The organism is Actinacidiphila paucisporea (assembly GCF_900142575.1).
GTDB classification, from domain to species: Bacteria; Actinomycetota; Actinomycetes; order Streptomycetales; family Streptomycetaceae; genus Actinacidiphila; species Actinacidiphila paucisporea.
In genome coordinates this window covers 1-20,545 of record NZ_FRBI01000042.1, presented here as the reverse complement: position 1 = coordinate 20,545, position 20,545 = coordinate 1, and the positions used below count along the sequence as shown (strand labels likewise).

Below are 20,545 nucleotides of genomic sequence, written 5' to 3'. Positions count from 1 at the left end.
GTCGGGACAGGAGCAGGTCAGGGGCCGCCTGCGGGAGGGGCCATGGAGGGTGACAATCGGGGGAGGGGGCGCACCCGGAGGAGTGAGGTGGGTCCGTGACCCAGGCACAGGCGCAGGCGCAGCCACAGGCACCAGCAATCACCGTGCACGGCCTGAGCAAGCGGTTCGGCTCGGTCACCGCGCTGGAATCCGTGGATTTCGAGGTCCAGCCGGGGACGGTCTTCGGCCTGCTGGGTCCCAATGGCGCGGGCAAGAGCACCGCCATCCGTATCCTGACCACGATCCTGCCGCCGAGCGGCGGCCGCGCCGAGGTGCTGGGGCACGACGTGGTGCAGAAGCCGGCCACCGTGCGCGGCCTGATCGGCCTGGCCGGGCAATACGCGGCGGTCGACAAGAACCTCACCGGCCGGGAGAATCTGCGGCTGATCGGGCGGCTCACCCATGTGCGGCGCTCCCGGGTTCGCCGGCGCGCAGCCGACCTGCTGGAGCGCTTCGAGCTGACCGGCGCGGCCGACCGCCCGGCGCGTACGTACTCGGGGGGTATGCGCCGGCGGCTGGACGTGGCGGCCGCGCTGGTCCCCGACCCGCCGGTGCTCTTCCTCGACGAGCCGACGACGGGCCTGGACCCGCAGAGCCGCAACGCGCTGTGGCACCTGATCAGGGAGCTGGTGGCGGACGGGACGACCGTGCTGCTCACTACGCAGTATCTGGAGGAGGCCGATCAGCTGGCCTCGCGGGTCGTGGTCATCGACCACGGCCAGGTCATCGCCGACGACACGCCCGCGCTGCTGAAGTCGCGCATGGGCAGTACGGTCATCGAGCTCGACATGGTCAGCGCGGACCGGGCTGCGCGCGCTGCCGGCCTGCTGCACGGCGGCTTCAGCGAGCCGCCCCGCGTCGACGGCTCCCGGCTCGGCCTGGCCTCGCGGGAGGGCTCCCGGCCGCTCCTGGAGGTGTTGCGGGTGCTGGAGTCGCACGACCTGGCGCCGGGCACCGTCGCGGTCAGGGAGCCCAGCCTCGATGACGTCTTCCTCCAGCTGACCGGGCTCCCGGGCGGCGACCCTCCTGGGAGCACGCCGTGACGGAGACCGCCCGCCTGCACCGGGACGGCGGCCCCACCGGCTCCGCCGACCCCCGCGAGCCGCTCACCGGCAGCGCCCCGCGCCTGGTGCGTACCGCGCAGGACGGCCTCGCCGTCGCCTGGCGGAATCTGATCGGGCTGCGCCGCGTACCCCGGCTGCTGGTCTTCTCCACCATCCAGCCGCTGGTCTTCGTGCTGATGTTCCGCTACGTCTTCGGCGGTGTCGTCTCCCCGGCCCTGCACGGGGTCAGCTATGTCGACTTCCTCATCCCCGGCATCTTCGTGCAGACGGCCGTCTTCGGGGCCATGAACACCGCGATCGGCCTGGCCACGGACATGCAGACGGGGCTGATGGAGAGGTTCCGCTCGCTGCCGATGGCCAGATCGGCGGTGCTGGTGGGACGCACCACGGCGGACCTCGTACGCAACGTCTTCGTCGTCGCGCTGATGACGGGGGTCGGGTTCGCCATCGGCTTCCGCATCCACGCCGGGATCCTGTCCTTCCTCGGCGGGGTGCTGCTGGTCGTGGCCTTCGGCTTCGCGATGTCGTGGATCTTCGCGGTGGTCGGCATGGCCGTGGGCGACCCGGAGACCGCTCAGGCGGCGGCCTTCCCCGTGCTGGCCCCGCTGGTCTTCGCCTCCGCGGCCTTCGTCCCGGTCAACACCATGCCGGGCTGGCTGCAGGCCTTCGCCGAACACCAGCCGGTGTCCAGGACCGCGGACGCCGTCCGTGTCCTGGTGCTCGGCGGCCCGGTGGTCTCCGACGTCTGGCAGGCGCTGGCCTGGGACGCGGGCATCGTCGCGGTCTTCGCGCCGCTCGGCGTCCGGCTCTACCGCAGGGCGGTGTGACACCCGCGCGGGACGGCGGTGGGGCGGGCAGCCGCCCGCCCCACCGCCGACGCGGGTACTACGGGCGCAGGCGGATGACCTGCGGGTCGTGGTCGCTGGTCTGGTTCGCGAACTCGGAGTTGATGTGCACCACGTCGTAGTCGACGCGGTCGTCCAGGTTCGGGCTGACCAGGATGTGGTCGAGGACCTGGGAGTTGCCCTCGTAGACGTACGAGTAGCGCTCCTTGACCGGCAGCGTGTTGACCAGGTCGGTCAGCACCGAGCCGTCGCCGGTCAGGCTCTGCACGGCGGGCGAGAACTGGTAGTCGTTCAGGTCGCCGAGGACGACCACGTCCGCCTTCTTGTCCGCGGTCTCCAGCTGCTGCACGAAGTCGTGCTCCAGGATCGCCTGGCGCACCCGCTGCACCTCGGAGCTGCGCACCGGCGGCTGGAGGTGGCTGTCGATGCCCTGGTCGCCGCCCTTGCTGTCGAAGTGGTTCGCGATCACGAACAGCTTCTTGCCGCGGAAGGTGAACTGGCCGACCAGCGGCTTGCGGCTGGTGTTCCACGCCTGGTCGGCGGGCAGGATGCGGCCGGGGGAGGCGGTCAGCGAGGTGCTGTCGCCGGTGCCGGTGATGCCGACCGGGGTGGTCGAGTCGCCGCCGGGGATGTCGGTGAAGCCGACCCGCAGCGGGTTGAACAGGAAGACCGACCGGATGTTGCCGCCCGGCTGACCGCCGTCCTTGTCGTTGACCGGGTCGATCTCCCGCCACTGGTAGCGCGGGCCGCCGGCCGCCACGATCGCGTCGGTGAGCTTGGTCAGCGTCTGGTCGGCGACGACCGTGCCGTCGTCGGTGGCGCCGGTGTTGTCCTGGATCTCCTCCAGGGCCACGATGTCGGGCGAGCGCAGGTTGTGCACCAGGCCCTGGGCGAGCGCGTCGAACTTCGACTGCGGATTGTCGGGCGCCAGGTTCTGCACGTTGTAGGTGCCCACGGTGGCCTGGTCCGCGGACGCCTTCGCGGTGACCTCGGGCTGCAGGCCGCCGCTGGTGACGGTGCCCAGGGTGCGGGCCTGGAGCGCGTACGTACCGGCGAACTGGTTGTAGTCCAGCGGGCCCTCGGTCGTCCCTGCCAGGGTGTCGCCGACGTTCGCGGTCGGGAAGGGCGAGGTGGCGCTCGGCAGCAGCGACTGCACCATCAGGCGGCCCGAGTTGGGCTGGTCGTAACCGGTGTAGAGGGTGCCGCCGCGCTTGGTCGGGTTCTGCTTGGGCTTGACCGTGACCCACAGCTCCGAGTACGGGTCGGTGGCGCCGACCACCCGGGTGTCGCTGATCTGCACGTTCATGCCTTCGAGCGACGCGTACAGGTCGAGCGCGTAGTCGGTGGGCCGCAGCGGCAGGTCCTCGATGCTGCCGCCGCCCGCGCTGGGCACGAAGGCGTCGGGGACCGTCTTGTCGTTCAGCACGACGGGTGCGGGCAGCGGGTTGCCCGCGGACACCGTGGTCACCGTGGGCTTGGTGATCTCGGTGATCGGCTGCGCACCGCCCGCGGCGCCGCCCGGGTAGAACTGCGAGACGGTGCCGGCGACCGACACGCTGTCACCGGCCGCGACGGTCGGGCTGGAGCCGGTGTAGACGAAGATGCCCTCGCTGGTACGGGGGTTGGCGTCCGGGTTCGGGTCCTGCATCCAGAAACCCTTGGACGAGCCGTAGTTGCGTACGCCGGTGACGATGCCCGTCGCGCCGGTGATCGCCTTGCCCGCGAAGGGCGAGTTGCGGGTGTCGCCCTGGATGTCGTGGATCTTCGCCTCGGTGCCGGTCGGCGGCGGCGTCGTGGGCGGGGTGGTCGGAGGCGTCGTCGCGGGCGTGGTCGGCGGGGTGGTGGGCGGCTGGGTCGGGCCGCCGTCGCCGGAATTCTGCGGGGTGGGCGGTCCCGCGGTGAAGTCCGCCGCGTTGTCGTCGGTGTCGGCGAGCGTGGCGCCCCGGGCCACGGAGGCGCTGTTGCCCGCGCCGGCCGCCGGGCCGCTGCCCTCGCGCACCAGCGCGGTGCCGTAGCCGACCAGGTCCTTGACCCGCGGGTCGGCGGCGCAGTCGGCCGCGGTCAGGCAGGTCAGCGGGTCGGCGCCGGTGACCAGCGCGACGGTGCCGGTGGTGCCCGACATGTTGACGGCGCCGCTGGCGTCCGGCGTCGGCAGCGCGGTGGTGCCGCCCGCGCCCGCGCCCTCCTGGACCAGGAAGCGGCCGCCGCCGGCCAGCGAACCGGTGAGCGGTGTGGCCTGCCACTTGGACGTGGCGGTCGGCGCGCCGGGCAGGTACTGCACGCTGTAGGTGCTCAGGTCCACCGCGGCGGCACCGGCGTTGGCCAGCTCCACGAAGTCGTTGGTGTAGGTGGCGCCGGAGTTGCCGCCGCCCCCGTAGACCTCGGCGATCAGCGCGTCGGCGGAGGGCGTGGCGAAGGCGGCGTGCACGCCGACCCCGGCGAGCACCACGGCACCGGCTATGCCGATGGGCAGGAACCGCTTGCGGAGCCCGGCGGGGAGCGGTCTGGTGGGGCGGGGCGATGCCTCGGCGGCCTCAGAGGGGTGCGACACCGGAGGGGTTCTCCTTCGGGGGGGCGACGGGTGGTGACGGCGCGTCACCCCGGGCCCGGGGTATGCGCGATCGGCCTCAAGATACGCGCGTAGATCCGGACGCAGAAGGGGTGTTGAGGTTAAATCTGGGTGTTGTGCGGCGTGCCTGTGCCCTACGGGGCGATACGTCCGACTGGTCGCGGATGACCGCCTGTCACGTACGCCCCGGGCGCCCCGGCGAGGCTGCGGCGGTACGGCCGCTCAGCGCGCGTCGGCCGTCTCGGCGCGGGCGGCGTCCCGTACGCCGGTGACGATCAGGTCGACGCCCCGGTCGAAGTACAGTTGCTGGTCGGCGCAGGCCGCCATCGCGTCGGCGGCGGCGACGATGTGCGGGTAGCGGCGCGGGGACAGGGCGAGCAGGGCGGCGCGCTTGGCGCGGACCGCGTCCTCGTTGGCCTCCGGGTCGGGGCCGAGGTCGCGCCCCGGTTCGGCGATGGCCAGCGCGACCAGTGAGCCGAGGATCTGGCTCGCGGCGTCCGCGCTGCGCTCCACCGACATGCCGCCCTGGGCCATCAGGGCCAGCGCGCGCTCGGTGACGGCCAGTCCGGGCTCGGTGGTCACCATGCCGTTGAAGACCAGCATCGCCGCGTTGGGGTGCGGGCGCAGGGCGTCGAGGAAGTTCCCGAGCACGTCGCGCAACTGCTCGTGCCAGGGCCGCTCGTCGGGCTCGGGCACCACCGCGCCGGACAGCAGCCGTTCGGCGAGGGCGACCAGCAGGCCCTCCTTGTCGGGAAAGTGCCGGTAGAGGGCCATCGGGGTGACGCCGTGCAGCTGGGCGACCCGGCGGATGGTCACCGCGGGGAGGCCCTCGGCGTCGGCGACGGCCAGTGCGGTGGTGACCAGTTCATCACGGTTCAAACGCTTATGAGCCGCCATGTCCGCTCACCTTTCACCCGACAGCCCCCCTGCGGTCTACAGCGTACACATCCGGTCCCTGTTTACAAAGTAAACAATGGCTGTATGGTGGCGCCGTAAGCATACGCTGTAAACATTCCTCCGAGGTTGCTATGCGACGCAGTCCCTGGGCCACTCTGACCGTGCTGGCCCTCGCCCAATTCATCGTGGTGCTCGACGTGACGATCGTGAACGTCGCTCTGCCGCACATCCAGTCCGACCTGGGCTTCACCGCCGACGGCCTGCAATGGGTGATCAGCGCCTACACCCTGGTCTTCGGCGGCTTCCTGCTGCTCGGCGGCCGGGCCGCCGACCTGCTCGGGTCCCGCCGGGTGTTCGTCACCGGCCTGATCCTCTTCGGCGTGACCTCGCTGGCCGGCGGCCTCGCCGGCTCGCCCGGCCTGCTCATCGCGGCCCGCACCCTCCAGGGCCTCGGCGGCGCGATGCTCTCGCCCGCCGCGCTCGGCATCCTCACCGTGACCTTCCCGCACGGCAGGGAGCGCAACATCGCCATGGGCGTCTGGGGCGGCCTGGCCGGTCTCGGCGGCACCCTCGGCGTGGTCGCGGGCGGCTTCCTGGTCGACGCGCTCAGCTGGCGCTGGGTCTTCATCGTCAACGTGCCGATCGTGGTCGCCCTGGTCGTCGCCACCCCGCTGATCGTCCCGCACGTCAGGCCGCACGCCGGCCGCCGCGGCTTCGACGCGCTCGGCGCGCTCCTGGCCACCGGCGGGCTGCTCGGCGTGGTCTACGCCGTCGTGCGCGCGGAACCGCTCGGTTGGACCTCGGCCGAGGTCCTCGGCTGCCTGGCCGGCGGAGTGCTGCTGCTGGCCGCCTTCCTGGTGGTCGAGGCCCGCGTCGACACCCCGCTGGTGCCGATGCGGCTGCTCAGGTCCCGCGCCCTGAGCAGCGCGGGCGCCGCCATCGCGCTGACCGGCGCGGCCTTCCTGTCGATGTTCTTCCTGACCGCGATCTTCCTCCAGCAGGTGCGCGGCGACAGCGCGTTGCGGGCCGGGGTGGAATTCCTGCCGATGGGCGGCGCCGCCATCGGCGCCGCGGTGCTCGCCACCCCGCTGATCACCCGCTTCGGCACCCGGCCCGTGCAGCTCGCGGGCACCGTGCTGAGCGTGGCGGGCCTGGTGCTGCTCTCCCGAGCCGACGCCACCGGCTCCTACGCGAGCCAGATCATGCCGGGCCTGATCCTCTTCGGCCTCGGCATCATCGCCGTCTCGGTGCCCGCGCAGATCGCCGCGGTCGTCGACGTCACCCACGCCGACGCGGGCGCCGCCTCCGGCGTCTTCACCGCCTTCCAGCAGGTCGGCGGCGCGGTCGGGCTCGCCGTGGTCACCACGCTGTCCACCTCCCGCACCACCCACGCGCTGGCCGGCGGCGTCTCGCAGTCCGACGCCCTGGTCGACGGCTTCCACCGCGGCCTGCTGGTGGCGGCGGCCTTCACCGTCGGCACCCTGGTGGTCACCCTGTTCTCGCCCCGCCTGGCCCCCAGCGCGGAACAGATCGCCGGGGCGGCGGCAGCGGCCTGACCGCCCTCCCCGCGGCGCCGGGCAAGAGACCCGGCGCCACGGGGACCGCGGCTGAGCGGCCCGGCTGGTGCCTGTCCGGCGGATCGTGCCGGACGGGCCCTGGGGCCTGTCGTGTGGATCTCCGCGGCGTCGCGGCGCCCGGCACGCACATCTGCCGCGTTGTCGTCAGTCGACGACGGCTCCGCGTCGCCTCCTTCCTCCGCCTTGCAGCTGCACGCACCGAGCACCGCTCCTTCCTCCACGGAGATCCACACGACAGGCCCTAGCTCGCCGTGCAGACCGGCGTCGGCAGCGGGGAGCCGGGGGTGCCGTTCGCGGTGAAGCCGAAGGAGACCGAGGCGCCGGGGGAGACGGCGCCGTTGTAGGGGGCGTTGGCCACCGTCACGCTCGCGCCGCTCTGGGTGAGGGTGCCGTTCCACAGGCTGGTGATCGTCGCGCTCGGCGATGACCAGGCGACCCGCCAGCCGGCGAGCGCGGACGTCCCCGCGTCGGCGACGGTCACGTTCGCCTGGAAGCCGCCGGACCAGGCGTTGGTGACCGTGAACTGGGCGGTGCAGCCGGACCCGGTGGGCGGCGGGGTGGTCGGGGGAGGCGTCGTGGGCGGCGGGGTCGTCGGCGGGGGAGTGGTGGGCGGCGGGGTCGTCGGCGGCGGGGTTGTCGGCGGCGTGCCGGCGTACGTCAGCCCGAAGCCGTACGGGAAGAGCGGCGTCTTGCCGTCGCCGTCGTTGATCGGCTCCTGCGACGCGCTCTGCATCCACGACATCGGCAGCTTGCCGGTGGGCGCGTAGTCGCCGAAGAGCACGTCGGAGACGCCGTTGCCCTCGGTGCCGGGCAGCCACGCGGCCAGCAGGGCCTTCCAGTCGGGGAGTTGGGCCGCGACGTCCAGCGGGCGGCCGGACACCAGCACGGTGACCACCGGTACACCGCTGGCCTTCAGCTTGGCCAGCACGCTCAGGTCGGCCTGGTCCAGGCCCATCGAACCGGTGCGGTCGCCGCTGCCCTCGGCGTACGGGGTCTCGCCGATGACCGCGACCGCGGCGGCGTACGACCCGTCGATGCCGTCACCGGTCTTGCTGTACGTCACCTGCGAGGCGTTGTTCACCGCGGACCTGATGCCCTGCAGGATCGTCGTCCCCGGGGTGATCGCGCCGCTGGAACCCTGCCAGCTGATCGTCCAGCCGCCGCTCTGGTTGCCGATGTCGTCGGCGGACTTGCCGGCCACGAAGACCTTCGCCGACTTGGCCAGCGGCAGCACGCCGCCGTCGTTCTTCAGCAGCACCTGCGACTCGCGCACCGCCTGCCGCGCGACCGCCCGGTGCGCGGCCGAGCCGACCGTGGAGGTGTACGACCGGTCGGTCAACGGGTGCTCGAAAAGCCCGAGTTGGAATTTCTTGGTGAGGATGCGCCGGTTGGCGTCATCGATCCGCGCCGTCGTCACCGCGCCGCTGCTGACATCGCTCTTCAGGTCCGCGACGAACGACTTGTAGTCGGTCGGCACCATCACCATGTCGATGCCGGCGTTGACGGCGGTGGCCACCTCGGCGGCCGTGAAGCCGGCCCGCCCGTCGATCTGGTCGATCCCGGCCCAGTCCGACACGACGAAGCCGGAGAAGCCGAGTTCGCCCTTGAGCAGGGTGCTGATCAGGTACTGGTTGGCGTGGTCCTTGACCCCGTTCCAGCTGCTGTACGAGACCATGACCGCACCGACCCCGCGGTCGACGGCGGCCTTGAACGGCGGCAGGTGGATCGCCCGCAGGTCCGCCTCCGAGAGGGTCGTGTTGCCCTCGTTGACCCCGCCGTCCGTGCCGCCGTCACCGATGTAGTGCTTGGCGGTGGCCAGTACCGAGGCCGGGCCGCCCAGCGTCTCGCCCTGCAGCCCGGTGATCTCGGTGGTCATCTGCGACGGCAGGTCGGGCTTCTCGCCGAACGACTCGTACGTCCGCCCCCACCGGTCGTTGCGCGCCACGCACAGGCAGGGTGCGAAGTCCCAGTCGATGCCGGTCCCCGACACCTCCTCCGCGGTGACCCGCCCGACCTGCTGCACCAGCGCCGGGTCGCGCGTCGCGCCGAGCCCGATGTCGTGCGGGAAGATCGTGGCCCCGTAGACGTTGTTGTCGCCGTGCACCGCGTCGATCCCGTAGATCATCGGGATGCCCAGCGGCGTCCCCAGCGCGGTCCGCTGGAAGCCGTCGTACATGTCGGCCCAGCCCGCGGCGTTGTTGCTGCTCGGCGCCGACCCGCCGCCCGAGAGCACCGAGCCGATCCGGTACGCCGCCAGGTCGTTGGGCGCGCCGGCCAGCGCGGTCCTGTCGACCTGCGTCATCTGCCCGACCTTCTCGTCGAGCGACATCCGCGCCAGCAGGTCGTTCACCCGCTGCGCCACCGGCAGCGAGGGGTCCTGATAGGGCAGTCCGGACGCGCTCGCGGCGGCGTTCGTCTGCGTGTCCGTGCGGGCGTTCGTGGTGGCGGCGGTGGCGTTCACCGCCGCGTTCGTGAGGGAGAGCATCGCGAGGACGGCGCCGACGGCGACGCCCGCTCTGCGGAGGGTCGGTCTGGGCATGGGGACTCCGTGTGGGGGGAGGCCGTGGGGGGCCATGGAGTATGGGAGCGCTCCCATAGATAAGGCCAGCGAGTGCGGGCCCTGTCAAGGGTGGTACCGCTGTCGCGCCGTGCCGCCCCGCCCGCAGGTCGGTGGCCTGCCGCGGGCTTAACCGGTGCAGCCGGGTGGCGGCGCGGGCGTTGACGCGACAGCAAGCGCTTGCTAATTTGTGGTCCGCGTCACGGCCCACCCGTGACATCTGGTGGTCTGCCGTGCCCTTCTGGGGGCCGAGGCAGGCTAGTAACCGCTTTCGCGAATCGCTTCATGCACGCTGATCCGCCGCCCCCACGGCGGCCCCCCCACACCGCACCTCCGGACGAGAGGTCTCAGCATCGTGAAACACCTTCGCAAGTCCCCTGCCCGCCGGCAGAAAGCCGCCGCCGCCGTCGGCGCGGCCGTTCTCGCGTCCACCGGGCTGCTCGCGCTCCACGCCGCCACCTCGGCCGCCGCGCAGCCGCAGCTCAACAGCAACGCGCTGTTCGTGTCGCCGAGCGGCACCGACAGCGCCGCGGGTACGCAGTCCGCGCCGACGACGCTCGCCTCGGCGATCACCCGGATCACCGCGGGCGGCACGATCTACCTGCGCGGCGGTACGTACGGCTATGCGCAGACGGTCACCATCGCGGCGGGCAACAACGGCTCCTCCGGCGCCCTCAAGGAGCTGTCCGCCTACCCGGGCGAGAAGCCGGTCCTGGACTTCTCCGCGCAGGCCGAGGACCCGGCCAACCGCGGGCTCGCGCTCATGGGCTCGTACTGGCACCTGTACGGCATCACCGTTCAGCGCGCCGGCGACAACGGCATCTACGTCGGCGGCAGCAACAACGTCGTCGAGCGCACGGTGACCGCCTTCAACCGCGACACCGGCCTCCAGCTCGGCCGAATCGCGTCCACCACGCCGAACGCCCAGTGGCCGTCGAACAACCTGGTCATCAGCGCCGAGTCGCACGACAACGTCGACAGCGGGGGCGAGAACGCCGACGGCTTCGCCGCCAAGCTCACCGTCGGCACCGGCAACGTCTTCCGCTACGACGTCTCGCACAACAACATCGACGACGGCTGGGACCTCTACACCAAGACCGACACCGGCCCGATCGGCCCGGTGACCATCGAGGACTCGCTCTCCTACGACAACGGCACCCTCTCCGACGGCACCCAGGCCGCCAGCGGCGACCGCAACGGCTTCAAGCTCGGCGGCGAGGACATCCAGGTCAACCACGTGGTGCTGCGCAACATCGCCTACGACAACGGCAAGCACGGCTTCACCTACAACAGCAACCCCGGCCACATGACGATCACCAGCAATGTCGGCATCGACAACACCGAGCGCAACTTCTCCTTCGACGCGGGCACGTCGGTCTTCCGCGGCAACACCTCGTGCCGCAGCGCCGGCGGGTCGAACGACAAGACCGTCGGCGACGCCGACAGCTCGAACCAGTTCTGGGCCGGTACGAACGGGTCCCGTTGCTCGTCCTACAGCGGCGCGCTGGGCTGGTCCTTCGCCGCCGACGGCACTCTCGACGTCACCTTCGGCGGCACCCACGTGACCGGCGGCTCCACGGGCGGCACCACCGGCGGGACCACGCCCCCCACCACCCCGCCGACGACGCCCCCCACCACGCCGCCGACCACGCCCCCCACCACGCCGCCGACGACCCCGCCCACCGGCGGTCAGCTGTTCACCGACGACTTCGAGGACGGCAACGCGAACGGCTGGACCACCACCGACGGCTCCTGGGCGGTGCGCTCCAGCGGCTCGCACGTGCTGACCCAGTCGACCGTGGCCACCGGCGCGGTCGCCCTGGCCGGCTCGTCCTGGTCGGCGCAGAGCGTCCAGGTCTCGGTGACCCCCACGCTCTTCCAGGGCTCCGGCGAATACGTCGCCGTCCTCGCCCGCGTCCAGGACGCCTCCAACTACTACGCGCTCACCCTTCGTGACGCGAACAAGGCGGAGATCCGACGGGTCTCGGGCGGTTCGAGCAAGGTGCTCGGCAGCGTCTCCCTCACCGTCGGCACCGGCGTCCCCTACACCCTGCGGCTGTCCGCGCAGGGCGGCACCCTGACCGGCTACGTCAACGGGAAGTCCGTGGTCAGCGCCACCGACACCACCTTCGGCACCGGAAGGATCGGCGTCGGCACCCTGGACGCCACGGCCGACTTCGACAACGTCGTGGTGACCACCTCGTAGCGTTCGGTGAGCAGCGGGCGGTCCGGCCGGCTTCGGCGACCGGGCCGCCCGACGCGCCGTGGGCGTAGCCTGGTCAGGACAGCGCCGGTTGCCGGGGAGGTCTTGGTGTTCAACATCCTGGAAGATTTGTTCGCGCCTTCGCGCAAGCACACCGACGACGAGCGCAACCGGCTGGAGCTGTTCCGCGAGGACGAGAGCAGCGGCGACCCGGGCCGAGGCCCGATAGACCTCGCCTCCGGCAAGGTCGTGGTCCGCCCGCCCCGCACATCCCCTGAGCAGGTCTAGCCGGTCGTGGCGGTCGTGGCCCAGAAGACGGCCCACTCGCGGTGAAGCGGAAGCGGTAGCCCTGCCCAAGGGTGCCCGGCGGCCACGTGGCCGCCGGGCACCTCTTCTGCTCGCCCGCCCCGCACGTCCGGCGGCCCCGCGGGGTCAGACGGTCAGGAGCGCGGGGTCGGCCGCCTTGTCGACCGGCAGGAAGTCGTCCGGTACCGGGTACTGGCCGAGGACGAAGTGCAGGATCGCCGCGTGCATCGCCTCCACCGGGGCGATGCTCGCCGCGGTCGCGACACCGGCCGCCGCGCTCACGTTGTAGGTGGCGAACAGGTACGTCTGCGCGGCCTGGTCCTCCAGCTGGAGCGCCAGCTTCGCCACGTCGGTCACCGTCGTGGCCTTGCCGAGCGCCGCCAGGGTCGCGGGCTGGTTGCTCAGCGGCACGTCGTGGATCGCGGGCACGCCGGCGCCGGTGAGCACCGAGTTCCACGCCTTGGCGTGGTCGGAGTGCTGCGCCATCGCCGTGGTCACGAAGGTGGCGACGGCCGGCGGCACCGTACCGAGCTTGCCCGCCTTGGCCGCGGCGAGGGCGGCCTGGTAGGCGCCGACGGCCTGGTTCTCCAGCGCCACCGCGAGCGCGACGACCTTCAGGTCGCCGGTGTAGCGGCTCTTGGCGGACCCGGAGGGGGACGGCGCGGCCCCGGCGCCCTTCGACGGCGAGCCCGAGCCCTGCTTGTCGCTGCTGGAGCACGCGGCCAGCGCCATGGCGGCCGCGAGGCCGCCGGTGCCGGTCAGGAAGCGGCGGCGGCCCGGGTCCCGCGGGGCGCCCTGGGGCCCGCCGCGGGTGTCGCGGATGTCCGCGGCGAGATCCACCGCGCCGGCGCGCATGGCCGGCAGAGTGTCGCGGTGGGCGGTTTCCATGTCGCGGGTGAGACGGGCGAGCTGGTCCTCGCTGATCGGCATGTCCCAGCCGTCGCGTGCGGTGGTCACTTCACGGCCCCCTCAGAGATCGGCGAGGCGTTCACGGTCGGGTAGAAGGCGTTCGGGATCCCGACGCTGCCGGCGGCCGCGGGCAGCTTCGCGACGTCGGTCGGGATGGCGATCAGGTCGTCGAGATTCCCGGCGAGCAGGGCCTGCACGGCCAGCAGCGTCGCACGGTGCTGGGCCTCCACGGGCGCCACCGAAGCGAAGAGCTTGCGCAGTTGGGCGCTGCTGACCTGGCTGACGTTCTTGGTGTACGTCTGCGCGGCCACGTCCTCCAGCGTGATGGCGAGCTTCACCACGTCGGCCGAGGTCTTGATGGTCGGCAGCGTCTTCCGCACCACGGCCGCGTACTTCGGGTCCGGGGCGTTCTGCGCGGTGCCGCCGGCCTGGGTGACGGCGGCGTTGAAGGCCTGCGCGTGTGCCTGGTGCTGCGTGGTGGTCTTCGCGATGAAGGCCGCGATCGTCTTGTTGCCGTCCTTGATGAACGGCAGGCCGGCGGCGGCCCGGTAGACGCTGATCGCCAGGTTCTCGATCGACGCCGCGGTCTGCAGCGCCATGATGTCGTCGCTCGACGTGGTGGCGGCGGCGCGCACCGAAGCCAGCAGGGCCGCGGCGCCCGCCGCTCCGGCGACCGTGCTCCCGCGCTGCCACCAGCGGCGCGGCTGAGGCCCGGTGGCCTCCGTGAAGTCGTCCAGCGCGTCCTGGGTGATGCGTACGGCGTCGCTGTTCAGGTCCTGTGACTGCTCGGTCAGTTCTTCGAGCAGCCGGGTGTCGATGTGCTCTCCGGCCATCACGCCCCATCTCTTCGGGCGCCCGCTCGGTCAGCGGGCGGGTCACCTCCCCTTCGTGACGGCCGGCCGCGCGGATTGGTCCTCCCGCCGGCGATCCCGCGAAGTCACCCTCCGGGGTGACCCGTTCGATGACCTGCCCGCACCCGGCCCGGAACAGCCGCACTTCCGGGCACCCTCCCGCGGCGGCGCTCACGCGGCGCCCGCCCCGGCCGGTACGGGCGCGGGCGGCGCGGGTGCGGGCCGGCGCGACCAGCGGGTCGCGATGACCGCGCACACCGCGAGCTGCATCTGGTGGAAGAGCATCAGCGGCAGGATCGCCAGGCCGGCACGCGGGCCGAAGAGGGCGGCGGCCATGGGCAGTCCGGTCGCCAGGCTCTTTTTCGAGCCGCAGAAGACGATCGCGATGCGGTCCTCGTCGGCGAAGCGGAGCCGCCGGGCGGCGGCGGAGGTGGCGGCGAGCGCGACCGCCAGCATGGCGGCCTCCACGAGCAGCAGGGCGGCGAGCCGCGGCACGGTGACCTGGTGCCAGATGCCCGCGGCCATGCCCTTGCTGAAGGCCGCGTAGACCACCAGCAGGATCGACAGCCGGTCGAGCCGGCCCAGGACCTTCCGGTGCCGGCTGATGAAGCCGACGGTCCGGCGGCGCAGCAACTGCCCGGCGAGGAAGGGCGCGACCAGCTGGATGCCCAGCGCCGCCGGCCCGTCCGCGGAGAAGCGCACGGCGGACCCGATCAGCCACGCCGCCAGCAGCGGGGTGAGCACCATGCCCAGCAGGCTGGAGTACGTGCCCGCGCAGATGGCCGCGGCGACGTTGCCGCGGGCGGTGGACGTGAACGCGATCGACGACTGGACGGTCGAGGGCACCACGCACAGGAACAGCAGTCCGGTGGAGAGTTGGGGGGTGAGCAGGCCGGGCATGGCCGCCCCGGCCGCCAGGCCGAGCAGCGGGAAGAGGACGAAGGTCGCGGCGACGACCACCAGGTGCAGCCGCCACCCGCGCAGCCCGTCCAGCGCCTCGCGGGCCGACAGCCGGCTGCCGTAGAGGAAGAAGAGCAGGCCGATGGCGACGTCGGCGGTGTCGCCCGCCGCGACGGCCGCGCCGCCCTCGGCGGGCAGCAGCGCGGCGAGCCCGACCGTCGCGGCGAGCGCGGCGACGTACGGGTCGACGACCCGCCCGACCCCCCGCAGCCCGCGCCGAAGGACGCCGCCCGGGCCGGGCGTTGCCGCGCCCGGCCCCGGTCCCCGCGGGGCGGCCGGGCGCGGCCGGGGCCGCCCGTACGGCGACCGAGGCGTTGCGGACACGTCAGCCGTCTCCTCCCGATGCGGTCTGCTGGGCCGCGTGCCCGGCGGGTTCGCGGTCGGTGCGGACGTCGCCGCCGTCGCCGTCGTGGTCGCTGCCTGCCGTTCCCTGGCTCTGCAGCAGGGTGTTGAGCGTGCGGTCCACCTCGAGCCACGAGTCGGCGCCGGAGTTGTCGATGATCACCAGGCCGTTGTTCGAGCCTCGCGACGGTGCCGCCGGCTCCGGCTCCTCCCGGTCGGCGCAGCCGCAGCCGGCCGGCGCCGCGACCGCGGACTGCGCGCTGCCGCAGCCGGCCAGGACGCCCGCGGCCAGCAGCGCCGCGACGCCCACCCGGCGGACCACCGTGAGCCCGAAGGGCCTCCCGTACGCTCCCGGTCGCCGGACATGCCTGCCCATGGTGCTGGACACCGGCTCAGACGGCGACGGGCCGGCGGTCGGGCGCCGGTGAGGTGTGCGGTACGGAAACGCGGTGGTGCCGGCTGAGGTTGCGCTCCAGCAGCTGCGTGGAGCCTGCCACCCCGACCGCGCCGGCGCCGCGCACCTCGGGCAGCCGCCCGTCGGCTTCCTTGAGTTCGGTCAGCGCGTTGTCGATCGCGGTGTGCGCCGCGAACAGGCACGGCGTGCTGTAGATGGCGACGTCCACACCCAGCTCGGTCAGCTCGGACAGCGACAGCCGCGGCGACTTGCCGCCGGCGATCTGGTTGAACAGCAGCGGCTTGTCGCCGATGACCTCGCGGATCCGGTGCACCCACTCCACGCTGCGCACCCCGTCGACCAGCACGACGTCCGCGTCCGTCTCGGCCAGCGCGGCGGCCCTGCGCAGGATGTCCTCGTCCTCGGTGGCGTCGGTACGCGCCACCACGACCAGGTCCGTGCGGCTGGCGAGCACCAGCTCCAGCTTCTCCAGGTACTCCTCCAACGGCAGTGTGAGCTTGCCGTCGGCGTGCCCGCAGCGCCGCGGCCGCTTCTGGTCCTCCAGGATCACGCCCGAGGCGCCGGCCCGCTCCAGCCGCTGCACGACGTGGCAGGCGACCTCCGGGTCCACGTAACCGTCGTCGATGTCGACCAGCATGTGGTGCGCGGGGAATGCCAGCCGCAGCCGCTCGGCGAAGGCGACCATGTCGGGCCAGGCGATGAAGCCGATGTCGGGAAGTCCGTAGTGGGACGCGGCGAAGCCGAATCCCGAGACGAAGAAGCCGTCGTAGTGCTGGGCGGCGATCGAGGCCGAATACATGTCGTAGATCCCGATGAGCGGGGTGGTCCCGGTGGCGGCGATCTCGTTGCGCAGGGCGGTTCCGTACTGCACTCGTGCTCCCCTGGTGAAGGCAAGGAATGGCAGGGCATGAAAGGGCAAGGCAAGGGCGTACGGTATATTCCGACGCTTTGCCCAGCTTTGCCGAAATTTGGCGGCGGCCACAACTTCACATGGCCTAATCGGCCCGTTCGGACTATTCCGCGACGCTGGGGGCGGGCCTATTTCCGGTCACCACCATTGCGATGATCGGGCGTCAGGAGGCCGTTCACCGCTACGAGGAGGTCATCGCCGCGTGGTCCTGGTCACCACAGGGGACGGTCTTCCGGATCCACCAGTGGCTCGACGCCGGCACCTGGGCCGAGTCCCGAGTCGTCGCCCCGCGTCCAGCCCCGTCGGACGTCCCGCGCCGCTCTGCAGGATGTGAACCCTCGGCCTGCTCTCGCCCATCGAGGACGGTGTGTACGACGCGCCCTGGCCCGCCGCGGTGCTCCGGTTGGCGGCCGAGGAGTGAGCGGACCGGCTCCGGCCGGGGCTTCAGCTGTGCACGCCGGCGACAGGGCAGGCCCCGCCTTCGTCACCGGGCGACAAGGCACGTCGTATTTCTGTAGTGCATGACAGGTTCAGGACGGGGAACGCGGCCTCTTGGAGGTAGATAATCATGGGACCGTTGCTCGTTGTTCTTCTGCTCGCGCTGCTCTTGTTCGGCGGGGGTTTTGCTCTCCACCTTCTGTGGTGGATCGCTGTGATCGTCCTCGTCGTGTGGGCGCTCGGCTTCGTCATGCGGGGCACCCATTCCAGTGGCGGCAGGAACCGCTGGTACCGCTGGTAGACAGGCTGGCACGTCATGCGGGCGGTGGCCCACCCGGAGCGGGTGGGCCACCGCCCGCACTGCTGTGCCGAATATTACCCGGCGGTCAGGAATGCCTTGGCGAATTGTGGACAGGAGCCTCCTGCCGGGAGGTTTCCGGAAAATCTGCAGCGTCTCAACCTCCGCCGGAAACCTTCCGGCGCCTGTCGTCAGAGCCGATTCGTCGCCGTCGTTCCTCCCGCTTTCCTTCGCGGTCGAGACGGCGACCGAAGAGGCCGAAGAATGAGGAGTTTCCCATGAGTGACAGTGACAAGGTCGAAGCCAAGGCCGAGCAGGCGAAGGGCAAGGCCAAGGAGACGGTCGGCCACGCGGTCGGCAACGAGAGCCTCGAAGCCGAGGGGCGCGGCGACCAGGCCAAGGGCGACGTGCGCGAGGCGGGCCAGAAGCTCCAGGACGCCGCCAAGAACGTCTTCAAGCACAAGGACTGACCCGCTCGTGCCACCTCGCAGCCGGGGCCGACTACAGGGAAAGTAGCCGGCCCCGGCTGCGAGCTGTGCTCCGACCGGCGATGAGCCGCGGGCCCTCCTGGGACGGGTGCGCGGACGGAACGGGACGTGCGGGCGGGTGGCTCAGGTGCCCGGAAGACCCCCGGCGCGGGATCAGCACTCGATGACGTTGACCGCGAGCCCGCCGCGGGCCGTCTCCTTGTATTTGACCTTCATGTCCGCGGCACCGCCTGCGATGGCGGTGACCTGCGGTTTCAGCGACTCCGGGGTGAGCCACGACGGCGCCAGGGACTTCTCAGGGACTTTCCGCTGCCGGTCGCTCGCCAGCCAGGCGTCCATGACGGCCAGACCCCGCTGGCCCGCGCCGGGCATGAAGTGGGCGTAGTGGGCGAGCGTGATGTTCGGCGAGGAGTGCCCCAGCCAGGCCGACACGCTGACGATGGACTCGCCCGCCTCCAGCTGCACGCTGGCGTAGGTGTGCCGCAGGACGTGGAACATGTCGCGCCGTGAGCGTTCGAAGACGGGAAGACTGCGGGTGCGCGCGCCGTGCTGCTCCACCTTCCGGCCGACCTCGTGGAGCACGCCGGCGCTTGCGAGCGCCGGCTTCCAGCTGCGCTCGTTCCAGGTCTTGTAGTTGATCCGCAGGCCGTGCGAGGAGCTGAGGGCGAGCCGCACCGTGATCGGCTTGCGCTGGCGCTCTTCGAGGTCGGTCGTCGGCTCCTCCGGGTTCCGCCACGGCAGGGTGCACGCGACTGGAGGGAAGCGCCGGAAGTGGAGGCGTGCCCTTCGTGCGAGATTGGGGGAGAGGGGCACCTCTCGGGTCTTACGGCCCTTGGGTAGGCAGAAGTACGGTCGGCCCTTCGCGTCCCAACGGAGCTGGCGCCGCACGCGTACGACCATGGCGTTGAAGTCGAAGTCCTCTTCATCGAGGCCGAACGCCTCGCCTTGACGAAGTCCGAGGCCGAGTCCGAGGTCCACGGCGAGCTGGTAACGCTCCTGCAGACTGGCCCGCACGGCATCGGCGGTTGCCCGAGGCCACGCCTGCGCCTTCCTCTTGACGGGCTTGGGCCGTTTCACGCTGCGGTTGGCGGCTACCGGGCTCTTGGCCAGGCACTTGTCGTCGACCGCTGCGTTGAGAACGGTGGTCAGGTGGATCCAGATGACCTCGGCGGTCGACTCCTCCACACGGGAGAGTAGACCCGCCTTGAACTTGCGGAGAGCTGAAGCATCGATCTCACGCAGGGGGTACGAGCCGAGGAGCGGAATGATGTGGTTCCGGATACGGCTGCGCATGGGCGCCGCGGTCGAGGGTTCATCGGTCCGGCTGGGCCACCAGCAGTCCTCGATGTAGTCGGCGAGGAGGATGTCGCCGTTCCTTGGGTCGACGAACTCCTGCCGCGAACTGTCCGCCTGGGCCACGGCGAGCCACTTCTTCGCGTCCTCGCTGGAGTCGAAGGACCGGTCCTGGACCCCGGGTATGCCTTTGACCCGGTAGCGATTTCCCTTCCCCCACAAAGAGGTGCGCTCGCGCCAGGGCGATTTCAAAGTCGGGTTGATCTTGTAGGTGTGCTGGTCACGGCGGTGTGACGATGTCCCGTGGGTGCGCTACCAACGCAACGAAGCTCCCGTTGATGCGGGTGACCTTGCCAAGTCGCCTGCGCCAACCGGAGCTTCGATGTGCCGTCAGTCTGCCACCGTCTGCCTGATCAAGTCGCCCAAGCGTCAGCATCGTGTGACCGGGCCGCTGGCGACACGGCTGCGGACGCTGGCCGATCCACGGCACCGGCGCGGGAAGCGTCACCCGTTCGTGAGCGTAATGCTGGTGGCCTGCTCGGCCGTGGTGGCCGGGGCCCGCTCCTTCGCCGCGATCGGCCAGTGGGCGCGCAACGCCCCACAGGACACCCCCGCCCGGCTCGGCGCCCGCACCGTGACGGCGCTCGGTGTCCGCCTGGCACCAAGCCCGGCCACCATCCGCCGCCTGATCAACCGCGCCTGCCCCGGCGGACTGGCCGACCTGCTGGGATACGACCCTGCTGGCACGAACACCCTGGCCGTGGACGGCAAGAGCGCACGCGGCTCGCGCCATGCGGACACCCCGGCCGCGCACCTGCTCGCGGCGATGACCGGCACGGGCATGACAGTCACCCAACTGCGAGTGCCGGACAAGACGAATGAGATCACCTGCTTCGCCGCGCTGCTGGAGCCCTACAACCTGACCGGGGGTGACGGTCACCGCCGACGCCCTGCACACCCACCGTGACCACGCCCGCTACCTGGTGGAGACCAAGAAAGCGCACTACGCGTTCACCGTCAAGAAGAACCAGAAGGGCCTGCACGAGCAGCTTCGGATTCTGCCCTGAGGCGAAGCGACAGCGAAGTTCTACGACCGCGACCGCTCCACCGGCCACGGACGCCTGGAAACCCGCGTCGTACAGGCACTGACCGTCACCGACCTCGGCATCAACTTCCCGCACGCCGCCCAGGTCGCGAAGATCGTGCGCCACCGCACCTCGGCCCGGACCGGCAAACGCACTCGCGAGACCGTCTACGTCATCACCGACCTGACCAGCCGCCAGGCCACTCCCGAGCGCATCGCGAAGGTCGTGAGGTCACAGTGGGTGATCGAAAACCGACTGCACTTTGTGCGGGACACCGCCTTCCACGAGGACGCCTCCAAGGTCCGCACCGGACACGGACCGGAGAACATGGCCACCCTCCGCAGCTTCGCCATCAACCAGCTCCGTGCCGCCGGCCACACCAACATCGCCGCCGGACTCCGCGAGATGTCCCTCCGCCCCTTCGAGCGGCCACTGACCCTCCTCGGACTCAACTGACCAGCACCAATCCAAGATCATCAGACTTTGCAATCGCCCTGGG

The 20,545-nt window shown here is 71.5% G+C and carries 17 protein-coding genes and 2 pseudogenes; 10 read left to right on the top strand and 9 right to left on the bottom strand.

Annotated features, from left to right (window positions below; genetic code table 11):
- Positions 1-95: 95 nt before the first annotated feature.
- Positions 96-1,082, top strand: coding sequence for an ATP-binding cassette domain-containing protein (locus tag BUE44_RS33815; protein WP_073502854.1), 987 nt, complete (start codon positions 96-98; stop codon positions 1,080-1,082).
- The gene (locus BUE44_RS33810; protein WP_235002738.1) at positions 1,079-1,930 is read left to right on the top strand and encodes an ABC transporter permease; all 852 of its coding nucleotides are present in this window, start codon (positions 1,079-1,081) and stop codon (positions 1,928-1,930) included. Before BUE44_RS33815 ends, BUE44_RS33810 begins: the two co-directional genes overlap by 4 nt.
- Before the next feature lie 58 nt (positions 1,931-1,988).
- Here BUE44_RS33810 and BUE44_RS33805 read toward each other — a convergent pair whose 3' ends face one another.
- The gene (locus tag BUE44_RS33805; RefSeq protein ID WP_107415936.1) at positions 1,989-4,421 is read right to left on the bottom strand and encodes an endonuclease/exonuclease/phosphatase family protein; all 2,433 of its coding nucleotides are present in this window, start codon (positions 4,419-4,421) and stop codon (positions 1,989-1,991) included.
- 318 nt (positions 4,422-4,739) lie between these two features.
- The gene (locus tag BUE44_RS33800) at positions 4,740-5,396 is read right to left on the bottom strand and encodes a TetR/AcrR family transcriptional regulator (RefSeq protein WP_200804610.1); all 657 of its coding nucleotides are present in this window, start codon (positions 5,394-5,396) and stop codon (positions 4,740-4,742) included.
- Between the two features lie 149 nt (positions 5,397-5,545).
- On the opposite strand from BUE44_RS33800, the gene BUE44_RS33795 reads away from it, so the two are divergent.
- Positions 5,546-6,970, top strand: a complete 1,425-nt coding sequence (locus tag BUE44_RS33795; protein ID WP_073502852.1) for a DHA2 family efflux MFS transporter permease subunit — start codon at positions 5,546-5,548, stop codon at positions 6,968-6,970.
- 262 nt (positions 6,971-7,232) lie between these two features.
- On the opposite strand, the gene BUE44_RS33790 is transcribed toward BUE44_RS33795, so the two are convergent.
- A complete protein-coding gene (locus BUE44_RS33790) occupies positions 7,233-9,530 on the bottom strand; it encodes a glycoside hydrolase family 3 N-terminal domain-containing protein (protein WP_235002737.1) in 2,298 nt (765 codons plus the stop codon).
- Between the two features lie 514 nt (positions 9,531-10,044).
- Here BUE44_RS33790 and BUE44_RS38155 point away from each other — a divergent pair.
- Together BUE44_RS38155 and BUE44_RS33780 are read left to right on the top strand one after the other, a co-directional pair.
- Positions 10,045-11,115: pseudogene (locus tag BUE44_RS38155) on the top strand (hypothetical protein); the annotation flags it as partial.
- Between the two features lie 744 nt (positions 11,116-11,859).
- Complete coding sequence (locus BUE44_RS33780) at positions 11,860-12,039, top strand: DUF6191 domain-containing protein (protein ID WP_073502850.1); 180 nt, start codon at positions 11,860-11,862, stop codon at positions 12,037-12,039.
- Between the two features lie 144 nt (positions 12,040-12,183).
- Here BUE44_RS33780 and BUE44_RS33775 read toward each other — a convergent pair whose 3' ends face one another.
- The 5 genes from BUE44_RS33775 to BUE44_RS33755 form a co-directional block, all read right to left on the bottom strand.
- On the bottom strand, positions 12,184-13,014 hold the full coding sequence (locus BUE44_RS33775; RefSeq protein WP_235002735.1) for a ferritin-like domain-containing protein: 831 nt from the start codon (positions 13,012-13,014) through the stop codon (positions 12,184-12,186).
- On the bottom strand, positions 13,011-13,799 hold the full coding sequence (locus BUE44_RS33770; protein WP_073502849.1) for a ferritin-like domain-containing protein: 789 nt from the start codon (positions 13,797-13,799) through the stop codon (positions 13,011-13,013). The genes BUE44_RS33775 and BUE44_RS33770 overlap by 4 nt, the downstream gene beginning before the upstream one ends.
- A gap of 189 nt (positions 13,800-13,988) precedes the next feature.
- Positions 13,989-14,987, bottom strand: a complete 999-nt coding sequence (locus tag BUE44_RS33765; RefSeq protein ID WP_073502865.1) for a bile acid:sodium symporter family protein — start codon at positions 14,985-14,987, stop codon at positions 13,989-13,991.
- A 115-nt stretch (positions 14,988-15,102) separates the two neighbouring features.
- Positions 15,103-15,429 (bottom strand): hypothetical protein, encoded by a 327-nt coding sequence (locus BUE44_RS33760; protein WP_143172649.1) that lies wholly within the window; start codon positions 15,427-15,429, stop codon positions 15,103-15,105.
- A gap of 82 nt (positions 15,430-15,511) precedes the next feature.
- Entirely contained in the window at positions 15,512-16,405 is an 894-nt protein-coding gene (locus BUE44_RS33755) for an isocitrate lyase/PEP mutase family protein (RefSeq protein ID WP_073502847.1), read from the bottom strand.
- Between the two features lie 607 nt (positions 16,406-17,012).
- Between BUE44_RS33755 and BUE44_RS33750 the strand changes: the two genes are divergently transcribed.
- Positions 17,013-17,183 (top strand): DUF5670 family protein, encoded by a 171-nt coding sequence (locus BUE44_RS33750; protein WP_073502846.1) that lies wholly within the window; start codon positions 17,013-17,015, stop codon positions 17,181-17,183.
- Positions 17,184-17,458: 275 nt separating this feature from the next.
- Positions 17,459-17,650 (top strand): CsbD family protein, encoded by a 192-nt coding sequence (locus tag BUE44_RS33745; RefSeq protein ID WP_073502845.1) that lies wholly within the window; start codon positions 17,459-17,461, stop codon positions 17,648-17,650.
- A gap of 171 nt (positions 17,651-17,821) precedes the next feature.
- On the opposite strand, the gene BUE44_RS33740 is transcribed toward BUE44_RS33745, so the two are convergent.
- Positions 17,822-19,213 carry a tyrosine-type recombinase/integrase gene (locus tag BUE44_RS33740; protein ID WP_235002733.1) on the bottom strand — a complete coding sequence of 464 codons (1,392 nt, stop codon included), beginning with the start codon at positions 19,211-19,213 and terminating at the stop codon, positions 17,822-17,824.
- A 55-nt stretch (positions 19,214-19,268) separates the two neighbouring features.
- Here BUE44_RS33740 and BUE44_RS38150 point away from each other — a divergent pair, with 55 nt between their 5' ends.
- From BUE44_RS38150 to BUE44_RS38140, 3 genes and pseudogenes are all read left to right on the top strand, one after another.
- Entirely contained in the window at positions 19,269-19,928 is a 660-nt protein-coding gene (locus BUE44_RS38150) for a transposase family protein (RefSeq protein WP_200804608.1), read from the top strand.
- A complete protein-coding gene (locus BUE44_RS38145) occupies positions 19,891-20,028 on the top strand; it encodes a hypothetical protein (RefSeq protein WP_200804607.1) in 138 nt (45 codons plus the stop codon). The genes BUE44_RS38150 and BUE44_RS38145 overlap by 38 nt, the downstream gene beginning before the upstream one ends.
- A 39-nt stretch (positions 20,029-20,067) precedes the next feature.
- Positions 20,068-20,502 (top strand): annotated as a pseudogene (locus tag BUE44_RS38140) (ISAs1 family transposase); the annotation flags it as partial.
- Between the last annotated feature and the right edge of the window lie 43 nt (positions 20,503-20,545).

What these genes read in the sequence shown, in the direction of transcription:
- BUE44_RS33795 (WP_073502852.1), top strand. Translation starts at nt 5,546, where the DNA reads ATGCGACGCAGTCCCTGGGCCACTCTGACCGTGCTGGCCCTCGCCCAA.
- BUE44_RS33790 (WP_235002737.1), bottom strand. Translation starts at nt 9,530, where the DNA reads ATGCCCAGACCGACCCTCCGCAGAGCGGGCGTCGCCGTCGGCGCCGTC.
- BUE44_RS33770 (WP_073502849.1), bottom strand. Translation starts at nt 13,799, where the DNA reads ATGGCCGGAGAGCACATCGACACCCGGCTGCTCGAAGAACTGACCGAG.
- BUE44_RS33750 (WP_073502846.1), top strand. Translation starts at nt 17,013, where the DNA reads ATGGGACCGTTGCTCGTTGTTCTTCTGCTCGCGCTGCTCTTGTTCGGC.
- BUE44_RS33745 (WP_073502845.1), top strand. Translation starts at nt 17,459, where the DNA reads ATGAGTGACAGTGACAAGGTCGAAGCCAAGGCCGAGCAGGCGAAGGGC.